General features: G+C 59.0%; 11 protein-coding genes. 6 read left to right on the top strand and 5 right to left on the bottom strand.

The genetic code is table 11. The features are described from left to right. Positions 1-167: 167 nt before the first annotated feature. The 3 genes from smc to CLV41_RS06035 all read right to left on the bottom strand — a co-directional run bounded on the left by smc (position 168) and on the right by CLV41_RS06035 (position 5135). Complete coding sequence (gene smc / locus CLV41_RS06045; protein WP_103221274.1) at positions 168-3626, bottom strand: chromosome segregation protein SMC; 3459 nt, start codon at positions 3624-3626, stop codon at positions 168-170. 87 nt (positions 3627-3713) lie between these two features. Further along, the gene (locus tag CLV41_RS06040; RefSeq protein WP_103221273.1) at positions 3714-4349 is read right to left on the bottom strand and encodes a thioredoxin domain-containing protein; all 636 of its coding nucleotides are present in this window, start codon (positions 4347-4349) and stop codon (positions 3714-3716) included. Between the two features lie 276 nt (positions 4350-4625). After that, positions 4626-5135, bottom strand: a complete 510-nt coding sequence (locus tag CLV41_RS06035; RefSeq protein WP_208987299.1) for a DUF721 domain-containing protein — start codon at positions 5133-5135, stop codon at positions 4626-4628. Between the two features lie 237 nt (positions 5136-5372). On the opposite strand from CLV41_RS06035, the gene mutY reads away from it, so the two are divergent. Both mutY and bfr read left to right on the top strand, forming a co-directional pair. After that, a complete protein-coding gene (gene mutY, locus CLV41_RS06030) occupies positions 5373-6464 on the top strand; it encodes an A/G-specific adenine glycosylase (protein WP_103221272.1) in 1092 nt (363 codons plus the stop codon). Between the two features lie 171 nt (positions 6465-6635). Beyond that, positions 6636-7121, top strand: coding sequence for a bacterioferritin (gene bfr / locus CLV41_RS06025; protein WP_103221271.1), 486 nt, complete (start codon positions 6636-6638; stop codon positions 7119-7121). Between the two features lie 189 nt (positions 7122-7310). Here bfr and CLV41_RS06020 read toward each other — a convergent pair whose 3' ends face one another. Further along, a complete protein-coding gene (locus CLV41_RS06020; protein ID WP_103221270.1) occupies positions 7311-8822 on the bottom strand; it encodes an AMP nucleosidase in 1512 nt (503 codons plus the stop codon). Positions 8823-9019: 197 nt separating this feature from the next. Here CLV41_RS06020 and CLV41_RS06015 point away from each other — a divergent pair, with 197 nt between their 5' ends. The 4 genes from CLV41_RS06015 (at position 9020) to CLV41_RS06000 (ending at position 13195) form a co-directional block, all read left to right on the top strand. Continuing rightward, positions 9020-9820, top strand: a complete 801-nt coding sequence (locus CLV41_RS06015) for a transporter substrate-binding domain-containing protein (RefSeq protein WP_103221269.1) — start codon at positions 9020-9022, stop codon at positions 9818-9820. A gap of 514 nt (positions 9821-10334) precedes the next feature. Continuing rightward, positions 10335-11141: an amino acid ABC transporter permease gene (locus CLV41_RS06010; RefSeq protein WP_103221268.1), complete on the top strand. Its 807-nt coding sequence runs from the start codon at positions 10335-10337 to the stop codon at positions 11139-11141. Between the two features lie 96 nt (positions 11142-11237). Next, complete coding sequence (locus tag CLV41_RS06005; RefSeq protein ID WP_103221267.1) at positions 11238-11924, top strand: DNA-3-methyladenine glycosylase I; 687 nt, start codon at positions 11238-11240, stop codon at positions 11922-11924. A 131-nt stretch (positions 11925-12055) separates the two neighbouring features. Next, positions 12056-13195, top strand: coding sequence for a site-specific DNA-methyltransferase (locus CLV41_RS06000; RefSeq protein ID WP_103221266.1), 1140 nt, complete (start codon positions 12056-12058; stop codon positions 13193-13195). Between the two features lie 130 nt (positions 13196-13325). On the opposite strand, the gene CLV41_RS05995 is transcribed toward CLV41_RS06000, so the two are convergent. Next, complete coding sequence (locus CLV41_RS05995; RefSeq protein ID WP_146048518.1) at positions 13326-18629, bottom strand: SIR2 family protein; 5304 nt, start codon at positions 18627-18629, stop codon at positions 13326-13328. Between the last annotated feature and the right edge of the window lie 213 nt (positions 18630-18842).

The following is an 18842-nucleotide window of genomic DNA, read 5'->3' as shown; positions in this document are numbered from 1 at the left end:
GGGGAGCCCCTTAAGCCGCGCGCACCATAGTCGGCACCACATGTCGTGTCAAGGAGCCTTAAACAAACTATATCCAATTGAAAACAAAGGATTTTTCCAGACAGAAGAGATTCGGTCGAGACCTAAGTTGCATAAGGTTTTGCGGCACTGCCGCAGCAGATGCGGTCTTAGCCTGTTTCGCGGAATCGTTCCGCTGTCTCCAGATCCACCGAAACCAGCTGGGAAACCCCGCGTTCCGCCATCGTCACCCCGAACAGGCGCTTCATGCGGGCCATAGTAATCGGATTGTGGGTTATGACCACGAAGCGGGTTTCCGTGCTTGCCGCCATTTCGTCGAGCAGATCGCAATAACGCTCCACATTGGCGTCGTCGAGCGGTGCGTCGACTTCGTCGAGTACGCAGATCGGCGCCGGATTCGTCAGGAAAACCGCGAAGATCAGCGACATGGCGGTGAGCGCCTGTTCGCCGCCCGAAAGCAGGGTCATGGTCTGCGGCTTCTTGCCCGGCGGACGGGCGATGATTTCAAGTCCGGCGTCCAGTGGATCGTCGGAATCGACCAGTTGCAGTTCAGCCGTGCCGCCACCGAAAAGATGGGTGAACAGCCGCTGAAAGTGCCCGTTGACGACCTCAAAGGATGCGAGCAGGCGTTCGCGTGCTTCGCGGTTGAGGTTGGATATGCCCGTGCGCAAACGGCGAATCGCCTCGATCAGGTCGTCGCGCTCGGATGTCAGCGTCGTTTTCTGTTCGTCGATTTCGCGCAGCTCTTCCTCGGCCCGCAGATTGACGCCGCCGAGGCGTTCGCGCTCCGCCTTCAACCGCTCCAGCTTGCGCTCCGTTGCATCGGGATCGGGAAGCGGCGCGCCTTCCTTCAGGCCGGCGATTTCCGGCAGGGCGGCGACGGACACTTCCAGATCCTCGTCGATCCGCCGTTCCAGATTGCTCTTGCGCTCGCGGGCCGCTTCCAGGCGTTCCTCGGCGCGAATCTTCTTCTCGCGCGCGCCGGCCATGGCCTCCATCGCCACCTTGGCGGCACGGTCGACATCCGAAAGATCCAGCTCGGCCTGCTGAAGCCGGTCGTCGCGGGCCTTTTTCTCTTCTTCCGCCTTCGCGATGGCGGTAAAAAGCTCCCGGCGCTTGATCTCGATGTCTTCGGGGGCCTCGATCAGCTCCGCCCTCTCCTCTTCCGCTTCGTCCCGGCGCTCCTTCAGAACGGCGATCTGCTGGGCGGCGTTGGCGGCACGGGTTTTCCAGCCGTCATATTCGCGGGCGATCGCCTCCAGGCGCCGGTCCCGCATCTGCTGTTCGCGCGCCAGGCCTTCCGACACCGCACGTGCTTCCGCCAGGGCCCCGCGCGCGGTTCCGACCTGAGCCTGAAGATCCTCGATCCGGTCCGTGTAGCTTGTCCCGTCCGGGGCCGACTCAAGTCGCTCTTCGGCCTCGATTACCTGTTCACGCGCCATTTCGGCGTCTTCAGCGAGGCGGCCGGCGCTATCCTGCGCGGCTTCCTTCCTGGCGGCGAGCTGGGAAACGGCGCGTTCGGCGGCGAGCAGGGTCTCGCGGGCGGAAGCTGCCTGCCGCTGACCTTCACGGACCTTGCCGCGGGCGCTCTGCTCAAGCTCGACCGTCTGGCGGACACGCGTTGCGGCCGATTCCAGCACCTCTTTCCGGTCTTCCACCGTTCTGCGGGCCATTTCGATTTCGTCTGCCAGTTCCGCCAGCCGGTTCTTCTGGGACAAGCGCTGCGCGGCGGGTGTCGGCGCATTGGCCGCGATCACGAAGCCGTCCCAGCGCCACAGGTCCCCTTCCGTCGAGACCAGCCGCTGCCCCGGCTTCAACGCGGCGCGAAGAACCTGCCCCTGCGCCTGATCGGTAATGCCTATCTGACGCAAGCGCCGGGAGAGCTCTTCTGGCGCATCGACGAAATCGGCCAGCGAACGCACACCCTCAGGCAGTTGTGGATCGCTTCCCGCCGGCAGCGGGCTGCCCCATTTGACGGCGGCGGCCTCTTCCAGAGAGGCATCCAGATCCTCCCCCAGCGCGGCGCCGAGGGCGGTCTCATAACCTTGCTCGACCCGGATCTGTTCCACGACCGGCGTATGATCCTGTTCTGAATGAACGTTGAGCACCTGTTCCAGGGTACGGGCCTCGGTCTCAAGGCCCTGCAGCATTTGCTGGGCCTCGCTCAGCGGGCCGCGCGCGGACTGCTCCCGCTCGCGGGCCTCTCGTGTCAGCGTCTCGGCCTCCTCGACGGCGGTCTCGGCCTCCGCAAGCGCTTCTTCGGCGAGTTCCAGAGCGTCCCGGTGGTCGGCAATGCCGTCATGCTCGGCCATGCGCGCATCGATTTCCGCCAGTGCCTGCTGGGCTTCCTGCGCCTGGGCCACCAGCCTGTCGGCGCGCTGGCGGCTGTCGGCGACCGCGCGTTCCAACTGGCGGCGCTCGGCGCTCGCGCGCGCCTCGGCGGCCGTCAGCTCGGAGAGTTGGGCTTCCAGGATGCGAACGGCGTCCTCGGCCTCCGCCACCTTTTCGCGCGCGCTTTCGGTGCGTTCCTGCACCATTTCGTTTTCTTCCAGAAGTTCCGCGCGCTCTTCCGACAGGCGTTCCAGCACCTCGTCATTTTCCGAAATCATGCTCTGTTCGCGGCGGATGTCCTCGACAAGCTGAACCAGCCGCCGTTCGAGATCCTGCAGGCGTTCCTTGACCCGCCGTTCTTCCGCGTCCAGCTCGTTGCGGGCGATGACCAGACGCTGCAGGGCGGCACCGGCGCCGGCGGCTTCCTCCCTGAGTTCGGGCAGCTTGTGCGCGGCAATCGCCTGAATGCGGGCGCTTTCCGCCTGCAGGCCGGTCGCTTCGTTCACGTCTTTTTGCGCTTCGGCGAACTGGGTCTCGGCCGCTGAAAGCGCCTCGCGGGCCTGCGTCCAGCGGATATAGAGGATCGAGGCTTCCGCCGCGCGGATTTCCGATGACAGATTCCGGTAGCGCGAAGCCTGCCGGGACTGGCGCCGCAGGTTGTCGAGCTGGCTGTCGATCTGGACGAGCACGTCTTCCAGGCGTTCCAGGTTCTGCTCGGCGGCCCGCAGGCGAATTTCCGCTTCATGGCGCCTGGAATGCAGCCCGGAAATACCGGCGGCTTCTTCCAGGATCTGACGGCGGGCGGTCGGCTTGGCGGCGATCAGTTCACCGATCTGGCCCTGACGCACCATGGCGGGAGAGCGGGCGCCGGTGGACGCGTCGGCGAAGAGCAGCTGCACGTCGCGCGCGCGCACATCCTGAGCGTTGATCTTGTAGTTCGACCCCTGCTCGCGCTCGATCCGGCGGCTGACTTCCAGCAGGTCGGCGTCGTTGAAGGCGGACGGTGCCGTGCGGTCGAGATTTTCGAGATAAAGGGTGACTTCAGCGGTGTTGCGCGCCGGCCGGTTCAGACTGCCGGAAAAGATCACGTCGTCCATTCCGGAGGCGCGCATGTTCTTGTAGGAATTTTCGCCCATCACCCAGCGCAGCGCTTCGACCAGGTTGGACTTGCCGCAGCCGTTCGGCCCGACCACGCCGGTCAGACCGTTGCCGATGATGAATTCCATCGGTTCGACGAAGGATTTGAAACCGACGATACGGAGTTTGGAAAACTTCACCGGCGCCCACCTCTTGCGAAGCCGGGCGCCGAAAGACCGGGAGCGGGATCAGGACACGCCATGGCGGCCGGTGGCAAAGCCGCCGGCTTAAAGGCTTTCCTCAACGATCTTGCCCAATTCGTCAATCGACAGCGCCCCGGAGTGCTTTTCCCCGTTGATGAAGAATGTCGGCGTGGAGTTCACACCGAACTCACCGGCGCCGCGATCCTTCACAGCATTTACTGCGTCCAGCAAGCCCTGGTTTGTCAAGCATTCCTCAAAGGACTCCTGTGTAAATCCGATCTGTTTGGAAAAGTCGAGCAGGGATTGGTAGGGATTGTCCGTAAAGGCCCAGCTGCGCTGCTGTTCGAACATGATGTCCACAATTTCGAAATATTTGTCGGCCGGTGCGCAGCGCGCCAGCATGAAGGCCGCGGCGGCAACCGGATCCAGCGGAAATTCACGGAAAATGAAGCGGACCTTGCCGGTGTCGATATAGTCCTTCTTCATGTCGGAATAGGTCTGCTTGTGGAAATTCGCGCAATGGCCGCAGGTCATGGACGCGTATTCGACGATGGTCACCGGCGCATCTTCCTCGCCCAGCACCTTGTCGCCGAGCGGACCCGGTTTCAGCAGTTCGTCCAGATCAACCGATTGCGCGAGCGCCGGAAAGGTTCCGGCCAGGCCGAGCGCGACGACGGCCAGGGCGGTGGTTTTGAGAAACTGTCTGCGGGTCTGGGTCACGGGTTCGTCCTGTTCCTTGGATCGACCTGCTTTCCGGTTTTCTCACCTGGAAGCAGGAAAGCCGATCGATCTTGAAGTTTGGGAGCATCCTCTTGGCGTCCATATGAACGCAGAATGCTCCAGCTGTGCCAATTCTGTTTTCTCATGTGCCTCTTAAGGCACGATGCGTCAACAGGGCTTTTCAAATGTGGCAACACAGAGGACGCAGGAAAGGCCGGTCTCACGGAGTTTTTATCAGCCGGCTGTAATTCGCCGCTCGCAGAGCGCGTCGAGGTTTCAGGCGGCCTGGTCCGGGTTGCGCGCGATCACCTGGGCGCCGAGCTTCTTCAGCGCCTGGCGAAGGCGGTCGTTCTCCACCCCTTCCAGACGTTCCTCGAGACGCTGTTCCTCGGAGCCGGTAAGGGAACGGAGCTCCCTGCGGGGTTCGGGCGTCCTTACCGTGACCGGCTTTTGCAGGATCTTGATGCGGCTGATCGCGGCCCAGCCGAAAAACATGTTGATGCGCTCGATCACCTGCGCGCTGTCGTGGGACAGAAGCAGCGCTGTCGCGCCATCGGTATGGACGACCAGTGTAGCTGGCTCGGGCGGGTTTTCCGGATCGCTGCGGTCCGGACGGCGAGGCCAGATCAGCCGGTCCGGCTGGACCTTCGTGCCGTAGCGCTCGCCAACAATATCCCCCCAGGAGGCGACGATATCGACGGAGGCAAAACCACGCTTTCTGCAGGCAGGCGTCATCGCCTTGCCGACAAGCTCGGCAAGCAGTTTCGGCTCTTTCGGCCTGCGCACCGGATTTGCCTTTGCCGCGCTTATGACCTACCTCCTCATTCAACCGGGACACGACCGGCAGGATCTGCCTTTTCACCGGCCCGTTTCAGGAATCGGGATGATGTGTCCCAATAAAATAAGACAAAATGACGACGAATACTTTCACCAATGCGAACAGCATGACCCTGAGACCAAAGTTTTCCCCAGGCTATCCAGTGTCTTGCCATATCATTTAACCACACTTATTCAGCTGATCTCATGTGCTCTGCTTCCGCCGCCCAAACCCTTTTGACCTGGTACGACCGTCATGCAAGGCGCCTTCCCTGGCGCGTCAGCCCGCGGAACCGCAAGCTCGGCGAAGTGCCCGATCCCTACCGGATATGGCTGTCGGAAGTCATGTTGCAGCAGACGACCGTGGCGGCAGTGAAGGACTATTTCGAGAAATTCACGCTGGCGTGGCCGAGCGTTGAAGATCTCGCCGCGGCTCCGGAAGAAGACGTGATGAAAGCCTGGGCGGGGCTCGGGTATTATTCCCGCGCGCGCAACCTGAAAAAATGCGCCGATGCCGTCGCGGCGGAGTTTCAGGGTCGCTTTCCCGATACCGAGGAAGACCTTTTAACGCTTCCGGGCATCGGTCCCTACACGGCCGCCGCAATCGCCACCATCGCCTTCGACCGGCACGCGGCCGTGGTCGACGGCAATGTGGAGCGGGTGCTGTCGCGTTTTTTCCAAATCGAAACGCCGCTTCCAGATGCGAAACCGGTAATCAGGGCGCGGATGGCCGACCTGACCCCGCAGATCCGCCCCGGCGATTTCGCGCAGGCCGTTATGGATCTGGGGGCCACGATCTGCACGCCAAGGCGGCCGGCCTGTGCACTCTGCCCGTGGATGACCGCGTGCCAGGCACACAGTTCCGGCATGGTCGAAACCCTGCCCCGCAAAGCACCGAAGAAGGAAAAACCGACCCGCTACGGCGCCGCCTTTGTCGCGGTCGACAAGGAAACCGGTGCCGTGCTGCTGCGCCGCCGCCCGCCCAGCGGACTTCTTGGCGGCATGACGGAAGTACCCGGCTCGGACTGGTCGGAGGCCTTCGACCGGGCTGACGCGGTGTCGGGCGCTCCTTTCCCCGCTGCGTGGACACGGCAGACAGCCGAGGTCAGGCATACCTTCACCCATTTTCACCTTCGGCTTGATATCTTCCGCGCCGATCTCGAGGCATCGGGAACTCCAGGCCTGAAAGGCGCCTGGTGGTCGCTGCCGGACATGCTTGACGGCGAAGCCCTTCCGACCGTCATGCGAAAGGCTCTTGCCGCAGCGCTGGAACAGGGATCGGGGAAATCGGGCTCATGAAAATTATCCGGTTCATTCCCTTGACCTGCGTCAAAGCGGCGGAAAGTTCCGGGATGGACAAGAGGTCACGGTGAGACCAACCGGACAATTTCACGCCATGAGTCAAATCACCGCTGGACAAAATATAGAATGATTCTAAAGTAGAGTCATATCACCATTGGAGGCCTTGCCATGAAGGGCAGCGAAAAAGTTATCGAATGTCTCAACGAAGCCCTGTTTCTCGAATTGGGTGCCATCAACCAGTACTGGCTTCACTACCGCCTGCTGAGCGACTGGGGCTTCAAGCGCCTCGCCAAGAAAGAGCGCGAGGAATCCATCGAGGAAATGCAGCATGCGGACAAGATCACCGACCGCATCATCTTCCTTGAAGGCCATCCGAACATGCAGAAGCTGGCGCCGCTTCGCATCGGCCAGAACATCAAGGAAGTCCTGGAATGCGATCTGGCCGGCGAATATGACGCCCGTACGGCCTATTCCAAGTCCCGCGAGATCTGCCGCGCGGAAGGCGACTATGTCTCCATGCAGCTCTTTGAGGAACTGCTTTCGGACGAGGAAGGCCATATCGATTTCCTGGAAACCCAGCTCGAGTTGCTGGAAAATATCGGTGTCGAGCGTTACGGCCTGTTGAACGCCGCTCCCGCGGACGAAGCCGAGTAATAGCCTCTTCTTCCATGCCCTGTTTGCCGCGGACAGCTTATGGCGTCCGCGGCTTTTTTGTTTCGCTCTACCTGCGTCACCTGGCAGCCCTATATAAGCGACTGATTTTCAAGCACTTTCAACCAAAGCGACGAGGCTTCTTCACGAGAGTCGGCGGTAAAACCGCTCCCTGTCGCCAATTCGATCACCTCACTGAAACGCTGTTTCCGCGAAGCTTCTGAGTTTGCGCGAATGCAGGCGTTCCGCGGTCATGGCGCGCATTTTCTCCATGGCCCTGATGCCGATCTCCAGGTGCTGGGCGACCTGGCGCTTGTAGAAGTCCGTGGCCATGCCCGGAAGCTTCAGTTCTCCGTGCAGCGGTTTGTCCGACACACACAGCAGCGTTCCGTATGGCACACGGAAGCGGAAACCGTTGGCGGCAATCGTGGCGGATTCCATATCGAGCGCGATCGCCCTGGACTGCGAAAACCGCTTCACCAGTTCCGGCTGGTCCCAGAGTTCCCAATTGCGGTTGTCGAGCGAAACCACCGTGCCCGTGCGCATCACGCGCTTGAGTTCATAGCCGTCGATGCCGGTAACCTCGGCGACCGCATCCTCCAGAGCCACCTGAACCTCGGCGAGCGGCGGGATCGGCACCCAGATGGGCAGGTCCTGATTGAGCACGTTGTCATCGCGTACATAGCCGTGGGCAAGAACATAGTCGCCCAGCGTCTGGCTGTTGCGCAGCCCCGCGCAGTGGCCGAGCATCAGCCAGACATGCGGGCGCAGAACGGCGATGTGATCGGTGATCGTCTTGGCATTGGACGGGCCGACGCCGATATTGACCATGGTGATGCCGCTGCCATCCGCCCGCTTCAAATGATAGGCCGGCATCTGCGGCAATTTGGGAAGCTCGACGCCACTGGCGGGCTCGCTGCACCCTGCTTGCGTGATCAGGTTTCCCGGAGCGACGAAAGCCTCATACCCGCTCTCGGGGTCCGCGAGCAATTCCGCCGACAGGCGGCAGAACTCATCGATATAGAACTGGTAGTTGGTGAAAAGAACGTAGTTCTGGAAATGCTCCGCCCGGGTCGCCGTGTAGTGCTGCAACCGGTGCAGGGAATAATCGACCCGCGGCGCGGTGAACGACGCCAGAGGCATGACGCCGTCGCTCGGCTCATAGGTTCCATTGGCGATGGAATCGTCCATGACCGTGAGATCCGGCAGATCGAAGATGTCGGCGAGCGGTCTGTCCAGATTTGCGGCCGCCGCCCCGCCTTCCACATGCGTGCCGTCATAGAAGGCGAAATGCAGCGGGATCGGCATTTCGCTGTCGCCGATGAGAACCGGCACCTCGTGGTTTTTCATGAGCAGCGACAACTGCGTCCGAAGATAATGCTTGAACAGGTCGGGCCGCGTGATCGTGGAGGCGTGCCTGCCCGGCCTTGAGACAAAACCGTAGGAGAGCCGGCTGTCGAGACGGCTGTGACTGTCCGTCACCATCTGCACCTGCGGGTAGAAGGCGCGCACCTTCCCCTCGATCTCCCTGCCCTCGAGAAGATCGTGAAAATGGGACCGCAGGAAGCCTGTGTTCGCCTCGAAGATCTCGATCAGCCGCTCCACCGCCTTGTCCGCGTCGGTAAAGACTTCAAGCGGATGACCGGGGGCGAAGCGGGTCCTGCGGACCACCGGCTGCAGGTTCCTGCTGGTGCTATCGGACATAGACCGTCTCCTTATTGTTGTTATGGGTTTACAGTCCCGCCAAGTTTCTCTGCGGTCAATAGAACCGGCAACGGAATTTGAATGTTTTTTCGCATGGGGAAAAACTTTGCAACACGTTCCCTGAACTGCGTTCTACGGCCTTTTCCACGGCTCGGGATGCCGCTAATGTTCTCCGTGATATTGACGAGGAGCTTCCCATGTATCGTACCATCGTGAGCCTTGCGGTCGCCACCGCCACCCTGATCGGAAGCGGTTTTTCCGCAATTGCCCAAACGCTTCCGAATCTGGGCGGGCGGGAGGTCGTGATCGCGTCGGAAAACACCTATCCGCCGCTGCAGTTCGTCGATCCCAAGACCGGCGTCGCCGTCGGCTGGGAGTATGACGCGATCGCGGAAATCGCCAAGCGGCTCAACATCACCGTGACCTATCAGAACACAAGCTGGGACGCGATGATCCCGGCCATCTCGGCAGGCGAATACGACGTCGCCATGAACGGCATCACGATCCGTGCGGACCGCGCGGAACAAGTCGCGTTCTCAGACCCCTACATGCGCTCGGAAATGTTCATGCTGGTGCGCGCCGGTGAGGACCGCTTCACCGATGCCGGCGAATTTGCCGCAAACCCAGATTTTCTTGCCGGTGCCCAAGCGGGTACGACGCCCTTTTACGTCACTGTCTATGAGGTGCTGGACGGTGACGAGGCCAACCCGCGCATCAAACTGTTCGAAACCTTCGGAGCCGCCGTGCAGGCGCTCAAATCCGGAGACGTCGATCTGGTACTGACCGACAGCACCGGCGGCGAGGGTTATGTCGCCACCAATCCGGATACGTTCAAGCTGATCGGCGAACCTATGGGGTCTGAGGATTTCGGCTTCATCTTCCCGAAGAATTCCGACCTCATCGCACCGTTCAACGCGGCGATCTCCAGCATGCGCGCCGACGGCACGCTGGACGCTCTCAATCAGAAATGGTTCTTCGACTACAAGGTGGACGAATAAACGCCAGCTCCGATCGAATGAGGAATGAGGTTTTCTGCATGACCCTCTTCGATTGCAACTCCATGAAGCGTTTCTCCTCCGGACAGGAAATCGCTTTTGGCAGGCGCCGGACTATTGTCTTGCGACCACTATTGTCGAACTCTGTTTGGTCGTCAGATCCGTCACTGTTCAATCCCGAGGTCGCCCTCATTACCTGGCCGCCCCGGCCTTGAGCCGGGGTCTCGCGGCAGGCCCGGCTCAAGGCCGGGGCGGCGCGGAGAAAGCAGTAGATATCCCCGCAAACCAGGTCATCGCGAACGCCGCGACGCGGAGACCGGTGAGCCGGAGCTCATTCAATTGATGTTTTGGAGGCTCACCGTTCCCAGCTTGCGCTTCGCTTGACCGGAATGCAAAAGAGGAGGCTGTGAAACGCGCGCCTCGGCCGGTGTTTTCGTTCCCACGCGTTGACGCCTCGGCACTCCGCGGCCCATTCAGGAACACCACCCGCTCACCTCAAGCACCCCGGGACAGATCCATGTTCGGCAAGAAAAACCAGACGACTATTCCGAAACAGGATTTTCCCTACTGGCTTGTGGCCGCCGGCGGACTTGCCGTCTTTCTGCTTTTCCGGATCGCGACCGACGAGATCTATTCGCAGGTGATGGCGACGGTCTCGCGCGGTATCGGCCTGACCGTCTTCGTGACCCTGACCGGCTTCTTCCTGGCCTCGGTTCTGGGGCTGTTTCTGGCGCTCGCCTCCCTCTCCGGCTCAATCTTCCTGCGGCAGGCGGCAAGGTTCTATGTCGAGATCGTGCGCGGGCTGCCGATCCTGGTGCTGCTGCTTTATATCGCCTTCGTCGCCACGCCGCTGATCGTCGCCGGCATCAACGCCATTCTGGAGCCCGTGGGACTGGATGCGATGCGCACCCGCGACTTTCCCCTGCTGTGGCGGGCCGTCGCCGCCCTGACCATCGGGTATTCGGCCTTTATCGCCGAGGTTTTCCGGGCCGGTATCCAGGCGGTCCACACGGGGCAGATAGAAGCCGCGAAGGCACTCGGCATGAACGGCTGGCAGCGGTTCCGGTTGATCGTCTTCCCGCAGGCGCTGAAGACCATCCTGCCGCCGCTCGGCAACGATTTCGTCGCCATGATCAAGGACAGTTCCCTCGTCTCGGTTCTGGGCGTTGCCGACATCACCCAGCTCGGCAAGATCTACGCGGCCGGGTCCTTCCGCTATTTCGAGACCTATAACGTGGTCGCGCTCATCTACCTGATGATGACCATCACCCTGTCGCTCGCCCTGCGCAAATTTGAACGGACAAGGCAGGTCGGGGGGCGATAGGGTCGAAATTAGAAATTAACCGGCCTCATCCCTGCATGTTGTTGCAGGTCTTTTGCATACGGCCTGGCCGAAACGGCGAATGCGGAGAAAAACCGAATGCGGTCCTTCGAAGAAATCGAAACCCTCGCGGCGGAAAAGAAGGGTGGCGCGGACAAGCTCGCGGCGCTGCTGGCCGAACACAATCCGCCAAAGTCCGAGGAAGAGCTGGAAAAGCTTGGCGACGACCACTGGCTCTCCATGTTCACCAGATGCGTGTTCCAGGCAGGTTTCAGCTGGAAGGTGATCGATCGGAAATGGCCGGGGTTCGAGGAAGTTTTCGAGGGGTTCGATGTCGCCCGCCTCGCCTTCCTGCCGGATGAAGCGTTCGAAGCGCTTTTGAAAGACAAGCGCATTGTCCGCAACGCCATGAAGATCAAGTCCGTTCAGGCCAACGCCATCTTTCTGAAAGATCTGGCCGCCGAACATGGCAGCGCTGCCCGGTTTTTCGCCCGCTATCCGGTAAGCGACCAGATCGGCCTGATGGAGATCCTGAAAAAGCGCGGCAGCCGGCTCGGCGGCAACACCGGACAAATCGCCCTGCGCTTCATGGGCAAGGAGAGTTTCATCCTGTCCGGCGACGTGGTTAACGCCCTTATCCGCGAAAATGTCATTGAGAATGCCGCTATGTCGAAAAAAAACCTGAAGGCGATTCAGGCAATGTTTAACGAATGGAAGACAACTTCCGGTCGTACCCTCAATGAAATCAGCAGAATTCTGGCGTTTTCGACCGGGAGCGGCCATTAACCTCTCATTTAACTTTTACCATTGTAAACAAACCATTGATTCAATGATAATTTTTGTTCCATCCGCTTAACACCTGATTTACCAAAACCGGTAACCATGACACTCTAAATTGCGTGAGGTAATGCGTCGCAATGAGTGTACTGCGTACCGGGGTGTCCTTCGCGGCACCCCACCAATCAGATAAGCCGGAGGCAAGCGCTTCCTGGCTCAATACGATCCTCAAGGGCGACTGCGTGTCCGCCCTTGAAAAGCTGCCGTCCCGGTCGGTCGACCTGGTGTTCGCGGATCCGCCCTATAATCTCCAGCTGGGCGGCGATCTGCACAGACCCGACCAGTCGAAGGTGGATGCCTGCGACGATCACTGGGATCAGTTCGACAGCTTTCAGGCCTATGATGCCTTCACCCGCGCGTGGCTGCTCGCCGCGCGCCGGGTGATGAAGCCGGACGGCTCGCTGTATGTGATCGGCTCCTATCACAACATCTTCCGGGTCGGGGCGATGCTCCAGGATCTCGGTTTCTGGATCATGAACGATATCGTCTGGCTTAAGTCCAACCCGATGCCGAACTTCCGCGGCAAGCGGTTCACCAACGCCCATGAGACGATGATCTGGGCGGTGAAATCCAAGGATGCCAAGCCGACCTTCAATTACGACGCGCTGAAGACCTTCAACGAGGATCTGCAGATGCGCTCCGACTGGCATCTGCCGCTGTGCACCGGTTCAGAACGGCTGAAGGACAGTGCGGGCCAGAAGGTGCATCCGACCCAGAAGCCGGAAGCCCTGCTCTACCGGGTCCTGACCGCTTCCTCCAGGCCGGGAGATGTCGTTCTCGACCCGTTCTTCGGCACCGGCACGACGGGTGCGGTCGCCAAGAAACTCGGCCGCAACTACGTCGGCGTGGAGCGCGAGCAGGACTATATCGACGCCGCCACCGCCCGCATCAAGGCGATCGAGCCGGGCAATGCGGAAGCACTGGAAATGCAGCAGGGAAAACGCTCCCTGAAGCGCATCCCCTTCGGCACCCTGCTGGAAAGCGGCCTGCTGGCGCCGGGAACGGAACTGAGCTGTTCCAGGGGCAAGCACCTGGCCATCGTCCGGGCGGACGGCTCGCTCAAATCGGGCGACCACACCGGTTCGATCCACAAGGTCGGAGCGCTGGTCCAGGGCCAGGAAGCCTGCAATGGCTGGACCTTCTGGCACACCCAGGACGGCCCGACAAAATCGCCTATCGACGAACTCCGCAAGGAAGTCAGATCCCGCCTGCAGGCATAAGCAGGCTTACAAGCAGAAACGACCTTCGCGTTCCCCGCGATGAACTAGGCCCCGTCTCCCAGAAAGGGAGGCGGGGTTTTTCTTATTTTCGGTGAACCGGGTCAACAAAACCCTCACCGTTTTGCCAAAATCATTCCGCAACGATATGGGAAGGAATTTTCTCCAGCAAGATTGTGATCTGTCCAGATCGGTTCTGGTATCCGCGCCGCTCGGATTCGCGGTGTGCTTCGGAGAGAATCTTCAGGGCTAGATGATACTGCTGGCGCATAATCAGGGCCTCGCCATAAACCGTCAGGGCTGCGATCTTGAGGAGCCGCAGTCCACAGCGGTTCGCCAGCGCGGCTGCCCTAGCCGCAATCCGTCCTGCCAGGACCCGTTCTCCCTGCTTCAGCATAACCTGGCCCTGCGCGATCAAGGCAGTGATCTCAAGCTTGTTCAACCCCATCGACCGGGCGTATTCTAGCGCGCCCTCCAGAGTCCTGCCGTTCTCCTCCGAGGACAAGGTTTCCTCGGCCAGAGAGATGCGCAGTCTCGTCAGACGGCAATACCAGAGAATGTCGCGTTGTTCTGATTGAAGTGCTGCGCCAATTGCGTCATCGGCAGCCGCGCGTGCCAGTTCGAATTCGAACTGGCTGTTGTGGACGTCGGCCAAGTGCCGGTTGAATATGCTGACCAGGCGCGGCATTTCCTGTTCGTTGGCCTTGCGGATCAGCCTGAGATATTTCTCTTTGGCAATTGCTCTATCCCCTGCCAGATGCCGTATCAGGCCAAGATAGCCCTCACCGATCCAACTGACCTGGCTTCCCGGATGCTCGGACCCAACGCTTGGCAGCAGCAGACCTTCTATCATCTCCCGCGCCTTGAACATATTGCCACGCTCGATCATGGCGATTGAATGGTTCAGTTGCACGCGGCGCACAGCCGCATTGAGGGCGGGATCGCCATTCTCGTTGTCTTTGCGGTGCTGCATGACCTGCGCCGCCCGCTCGAACAGGGGAATGGCGTCGAACAATTGGCCCTGGACAAAGGCGATCAAACCGCGTTCGTTCAAAAGCCAGCCGATTTCGTCGCGGTAAAGCGGCTGCGCGATCCTGTGCGGAAAGAATTTTTTGCATGTCAGGGTGTCGTCTTCGGCACCCTGACCGAGTTTTTTTAGAACGACGGAGTGCTCGACGCTCGTTCCGTTCGACGCCCCGGCCATTTCCTCCCGCATGGCCTTGGCAGTTATGAGATCCAGCTTGTCTTCAAGAAGATTCATCGCTATCGCAGCATTGGTGATCCCGCGTAACCAGCCGCGAAACCGCACGAAGGGTTCATCCGGGTTTGGTTCGTCATTGAGACCGGGAAGACGTGAAATGGCGCCGATCGAGAAGCCGCCACGCATCAATCCGTAGAGCGCACGTATTCTTTGTGGCAGCGCATGAAACGAAGCGAGGGTCGGGTCGAGCTCCCGGCTTTTTTCGTCTGCATCATCGGGCTGAAGCCGCCTGAGCATGCCGCTGGCAGCCAAGGGAGCAAGTGGTTTTTGGTGCTCGGTCTGCCCGGGTTTGCGCCCCGGCTCCCACTGGTAAAGACACCATAAGGTGTTTCTGCACTGCTGGATCTGCCTCTCCATCAGCGCGCGGATCATTCGATAGTGCGCTTCGGTCGGCGTAGGCAGGTCACGCGGCTGATCGCAATAGAGGGACAATTGAAAGAAGTTGCGCTCGCCCTGATCGGGGACGAATAGATCCATCTGGTGACCGATATAATCTCGAAGTTGGTGCTGAACGGTATAACGCGCATGAACCTTTTCCCAAATTTTTTGCCAGTCTTCTGTCGTCCCCGATTTAAAGTACGCAGGTTTAGGTTTTACCTTGATGATCAGATGAGCCTTGAACAACTCTTCCAGCATCTCATTCAGGATCGCGAGGCAACGGCTTCTTGCCTTCCCGCGCCTACCTTCGTGCTCTTGTTGTTCGGACACTACGGGCCGACCGCTCCCATCTTCTGCTCCTTCTTCTCCAGGAGCGCTGAACGCGTCACCATCCGTGTCGGCAGCGTTGCCTTTCCCGGTGTCAATCCGATGCAAGACTGAATAAATTTCGTTACACCCGTAAAGGACCCGCGGTTCCACGGGCATTGGAAACAGCGACAAGTGACTCATGATCGCAAAGGCGAGGTCCGCTTTCGCACTCGAGCGGATTGGTGAAGCGGTCTCGGCATCTTGTTCGTACCAACTGCGCTTATGCGTTTCGAAGACGAAGCCGATCACGCCTGCTATCCCGGCCCGATCCGCAGCATCATCCAGTTGTTTAAGAAACTCGCATGAACGTTCCGACAAGTCCTCTTCGGGATCTGCCTTGCCTTGGCAATAGGTCTCGAAAGCCCCTGCGCACCAGGAGGACAGCGCCACATTTTTTGCAAGAATATTTCGAATCGTAGCGTTGTAGTGCAACGCGTTCCATTTGCCCTCGCGTTCCTGACCATTTTCGATTAGGGCATTGACGAACGCGGATTTGCACTTGGATTTTCGCAACCAATATCGGTCGGCGATACCAATTGCTGGCAACTCTTTCCAGGCGCGCAACATCAGCGCCCCCCCATGATAGGGCTTCCATTCCGAGCCCGGCGAATAGGACAGTCCTTTGGATTCAATATCGGTCAGAACCTCGTCCTTGGACTTCTGCTCGCTAAGGTAGCGCGACGGCAGCCCCGGACTGCCCGAAATCAACACCAGATCCATAGGCACAAGCGGATTGGACTCGTGCTCTCGTTTGCTGCCTTCTCCGGTGAGCAGCCTGAAAAAGGCACGATACATTGGGTTGTAGGCCTCCCCGTTGACGTTACAGAGCTTGTCGAGCCCTGACATGATCACGCAAACACGTAAATGCGGATCTACGCGCGCGGCGAGCATCTGAAAGGCGTCGATGGCGCTACGAAGCTGGTCCAACCGATGACCGCGCCGGAACGGCTCCTGCGTGTCTCTTGTTTCTCGAAAGGCGCCAATCCTTCCCCCGTAGCTTTCCCCATCGGGTGAAAGACTGGTGTCAAGCACCGCACGGAGCAGTCCAATCTCATCAGGCTCGTCTTGCTCGGGAATCTGGTTCGAACGCCACTCGGCGAGTAGCTTCACCAATTCCTCGATTGCCTGAGGTGCGCGATCTTCCACAAGGCCAGCGAGCGCGTCCTCGAAGAATATTCTGAGGGCATCAATTACCGAAGCGAACTCCATCGAAAAACTGAGATGGAGCATGAACGATCCGTGATAACGGAACACTACACCCGGTCGACCGGTCTTCTCGGACTGACTAAAAAGAGTATCCAGCACGAACCTGTTTCTTGTCAGGTCATTCCGACAGATATCCTCACGTAGCAAATGCAGCAACGACCCTTTGCCAGCGCCGCGCGGCATCGAAACGCGTACGACTCGGCGACCGAACCTTGATGCCCCCGGCATCCTGGACGGATAAGTCTTTTCATCTGCCTCCTGCGTTCGGTCCGCAACTTTCCTCGCGAGAGAACGTAGCCGTCTCAGTGCCGCGATCTTATCAACATCATCTTCGAGCGGAGGTCTTTCCGGCGTCTCAGAGCTGTTGGGATCTCTGACTATCCAGGAATCATAATCTGGCCGATGCCGCGCCATGTTGGGAAATTTTGCGTCTGTATCCTCTTCCGAATATGCTTTACCGAAGCGCGCATTCCGTGCTGCCGGCGTCAAGCGCCAGTCCGACCACCAGCGTTTGCGTTTTTCCCCAAGGTCATAAAGGGCACGATCCAGTGCTCTCGCCCGAATTTCGCTTTCAAGAGTACCGGTGAACTTCTTGGCCTTCCTGCACTTGTCGGACGACCAATCGGGCGAAACAGAACGAAACGCCAGTTGGATCTGTTGCAACTCAGCGTCTTCAAGTAATTTACTCGAAATACTTGGGGTTTCATGTGCGTTTAGCTCGATTTTCTTGAGGTCCCCAATTTTAGTCGCAAACGCTTCAAGAACCGGTCTAAAAACTTCATATTGATTGATGTTCCCGACAACCAGATTCAGGGTCTGGCAGGCTAGCCGCAAGAAACGCAATACAGGATAGTCGAACCCCGAAACTCTTTCATCGCCATAAAAGAGGGTGTAGATCCCGAATTGTGTACTCAGTTTCAAACTTTGTGCCGTATCCGTCTGCCGATCGGCGCGACCAGCACCGCTCGTTGACCCGAAATGGCTGTCGAAAAATCGCTCAACCGATCCAAACGCAGTTCCCCTGTCAATCCCGCACTGCCGTTCCATCAGCGTGTAGACATGCCGCTTCGAAAAATCCGGCGAGCGGTCTTGGCTGACGAATTGGCGCAACGGCCGCATCATGTCAGCTTCTTGCATCCCGACACCGACGAACAGCACATCGTTCCCTTCAAACACCGCCGACAAAGCCTCGTCGAAAGTTTCCTTTTTTTCACCGGATCTTAGATAGGTGTTCTGATAGTCTTTTTCGGTGAGCACCATGTGTTCCGGCTGATCATAGCGGCCATGAAGGTGAAAAACCTGAGCCCCGTATTCCCGGGAATAAAGCGAAAAATTAACTAGATCGCCAACATTGTCCGGGCCAAGGGTGACCGAGAGGACGGATTTTCCCAATCCGTCTTCGTGACTCAAGGCGTCTTCGAATTTCGAGCCTCGCCGGATACGCTTAAGCCCATCTTCCAGGATACGTGCGATGTGCAGGTTTTTATCGTTCTGCTTCAGAGACAATATGATCGCCCGCAACACTGTTTCTTCGGTTTCCTTCTTCGCCTCCGGAATGGCTTCATCGATATCCTTGATCGTCGCCGCGTTTTGGCCTGAGGCCAGTTCCTCGAACTCCGAATATAGCGACTGCCGGCGACTGAACTCCCTGTCACCCGAGGTACGAAAGTGCTTTTCGAGTTCCCGTTCGATTTCAACGTCATAATTGAGGGTCAAGAAACGGCAGACTTTCAGGTCCCTGAGCATCGTTTGTATCGGTTCCGCCCGGGTCTTCAGGGCATGCGGGCCGTCCTCTGGCCACTTGAGCGCCTCATCGGTTTCCATTCGCGCGTCTTCGCGCGATTTCACCAGCTCGGCTGCGATCGCCTGACGGAATTCAGCGGTCCGGTTACGTTTTCGGGCCAAGTTTTCTGCCAACGCAAGCATCACCACCAGATCATCAGGCTTCGCGTTCTGAGGCGTTCCGAATTGCTCGATCGCAGCTTCCAACGCTTCTCCGACGGGATCAACCACCCTCTTGGTTCCGCCTTGCCTGGCGATCCTGACCGCTTTATCCACCAGCGTACGCCAACTGGGTCGACCGTATGCAGCAGTTGCTCCCGAGCCGACAAACCCGATCACGCGCCGGACGTTCAGCGCACGCGAAAGGGTTAGCTGACCACGCTCCTGAATGTATTCGGGTGTAAGCTCAAAATTTCTGTAAGGATGGCGATGCGTCCACAATGATCGTACTCCGAGAATATATAATAAAAGCAACTTGCACTAAATCATACGCAAAGATGCCAATCCTACAACCTGTCGCGGTCTCAGAACTTGGCATCGGCTGTCTACAGTGCATTGTGAATGCATGAGACCGGCGGCGGAGCTAAACGGATCAGCACATATAAATCTTGTTGTTCAATCACTTGCCTCCAAAGAAACTGCCACTGCCGAATG

The sequence above is a fragment of the Roseibium marinum genome, assembly GCF_002906165.1.
GTDB lineage: Bacteria > Pseudomonadota > Alphaproteobacteria > Rhizobiales > Stappiaceae > Roseibium > Roseibium marinum.
This window is presented reverse-complemented; position numbering and strand designations above follow the sequence as displayed.

Bases quoted from the DNA above. Each gene is read 5' to 3' on its own strand.
- mutY (WP_103221272.1), top strand. From the start codon at position 5,373: ATGTGCTCTGCTTCCGCCGCCCAAACCCTTTTGACCTGGTACGACCGT.
- bfr (WP_103221271.1), top strand. From the start codon at position 6,636: ATGAAGGGCAGCGAAAAAGTTATCGAATGTCTCAACGAAGCCCTGTTT.
- CLV41_RS06020 (WP_103221270.1), bottom strand. From the start codon at position 8,822: ATGTCCGATAGCACCAGCAGGAACCTGCAGCCGGTGGTCCGCAGGACC.
- CLV41_RS06015 (WP_103221269.1), top strand. From the start codon at position 9,020: ATGTATCGTACCATCGTGAGCCTTGCGGTCGCCACCGCCACCCTGATC.
- CLV41_RS06010 (WP_103221268.1), top strand. From the start codon at position 10,335: ATGTTCGGCAAGAAAAACCAGACGACTATTCCGAAACAGGATTTTCCC.
- CLV41_RS06005 (WP_103221267.1), top strand. From the start codon at position 11,238: ATGCGGTCCTTCGAAGAAATCGAAACCCTCGCGGCGGAAAAGAAGGGT.
- CLV41_RS06000 (WP_103221266.1), top strand. From the start codon at position 12,056: ATGAGTGTACTGCGTACCGGGGTGTCCTTCGCGGCACCCCACCAATCA.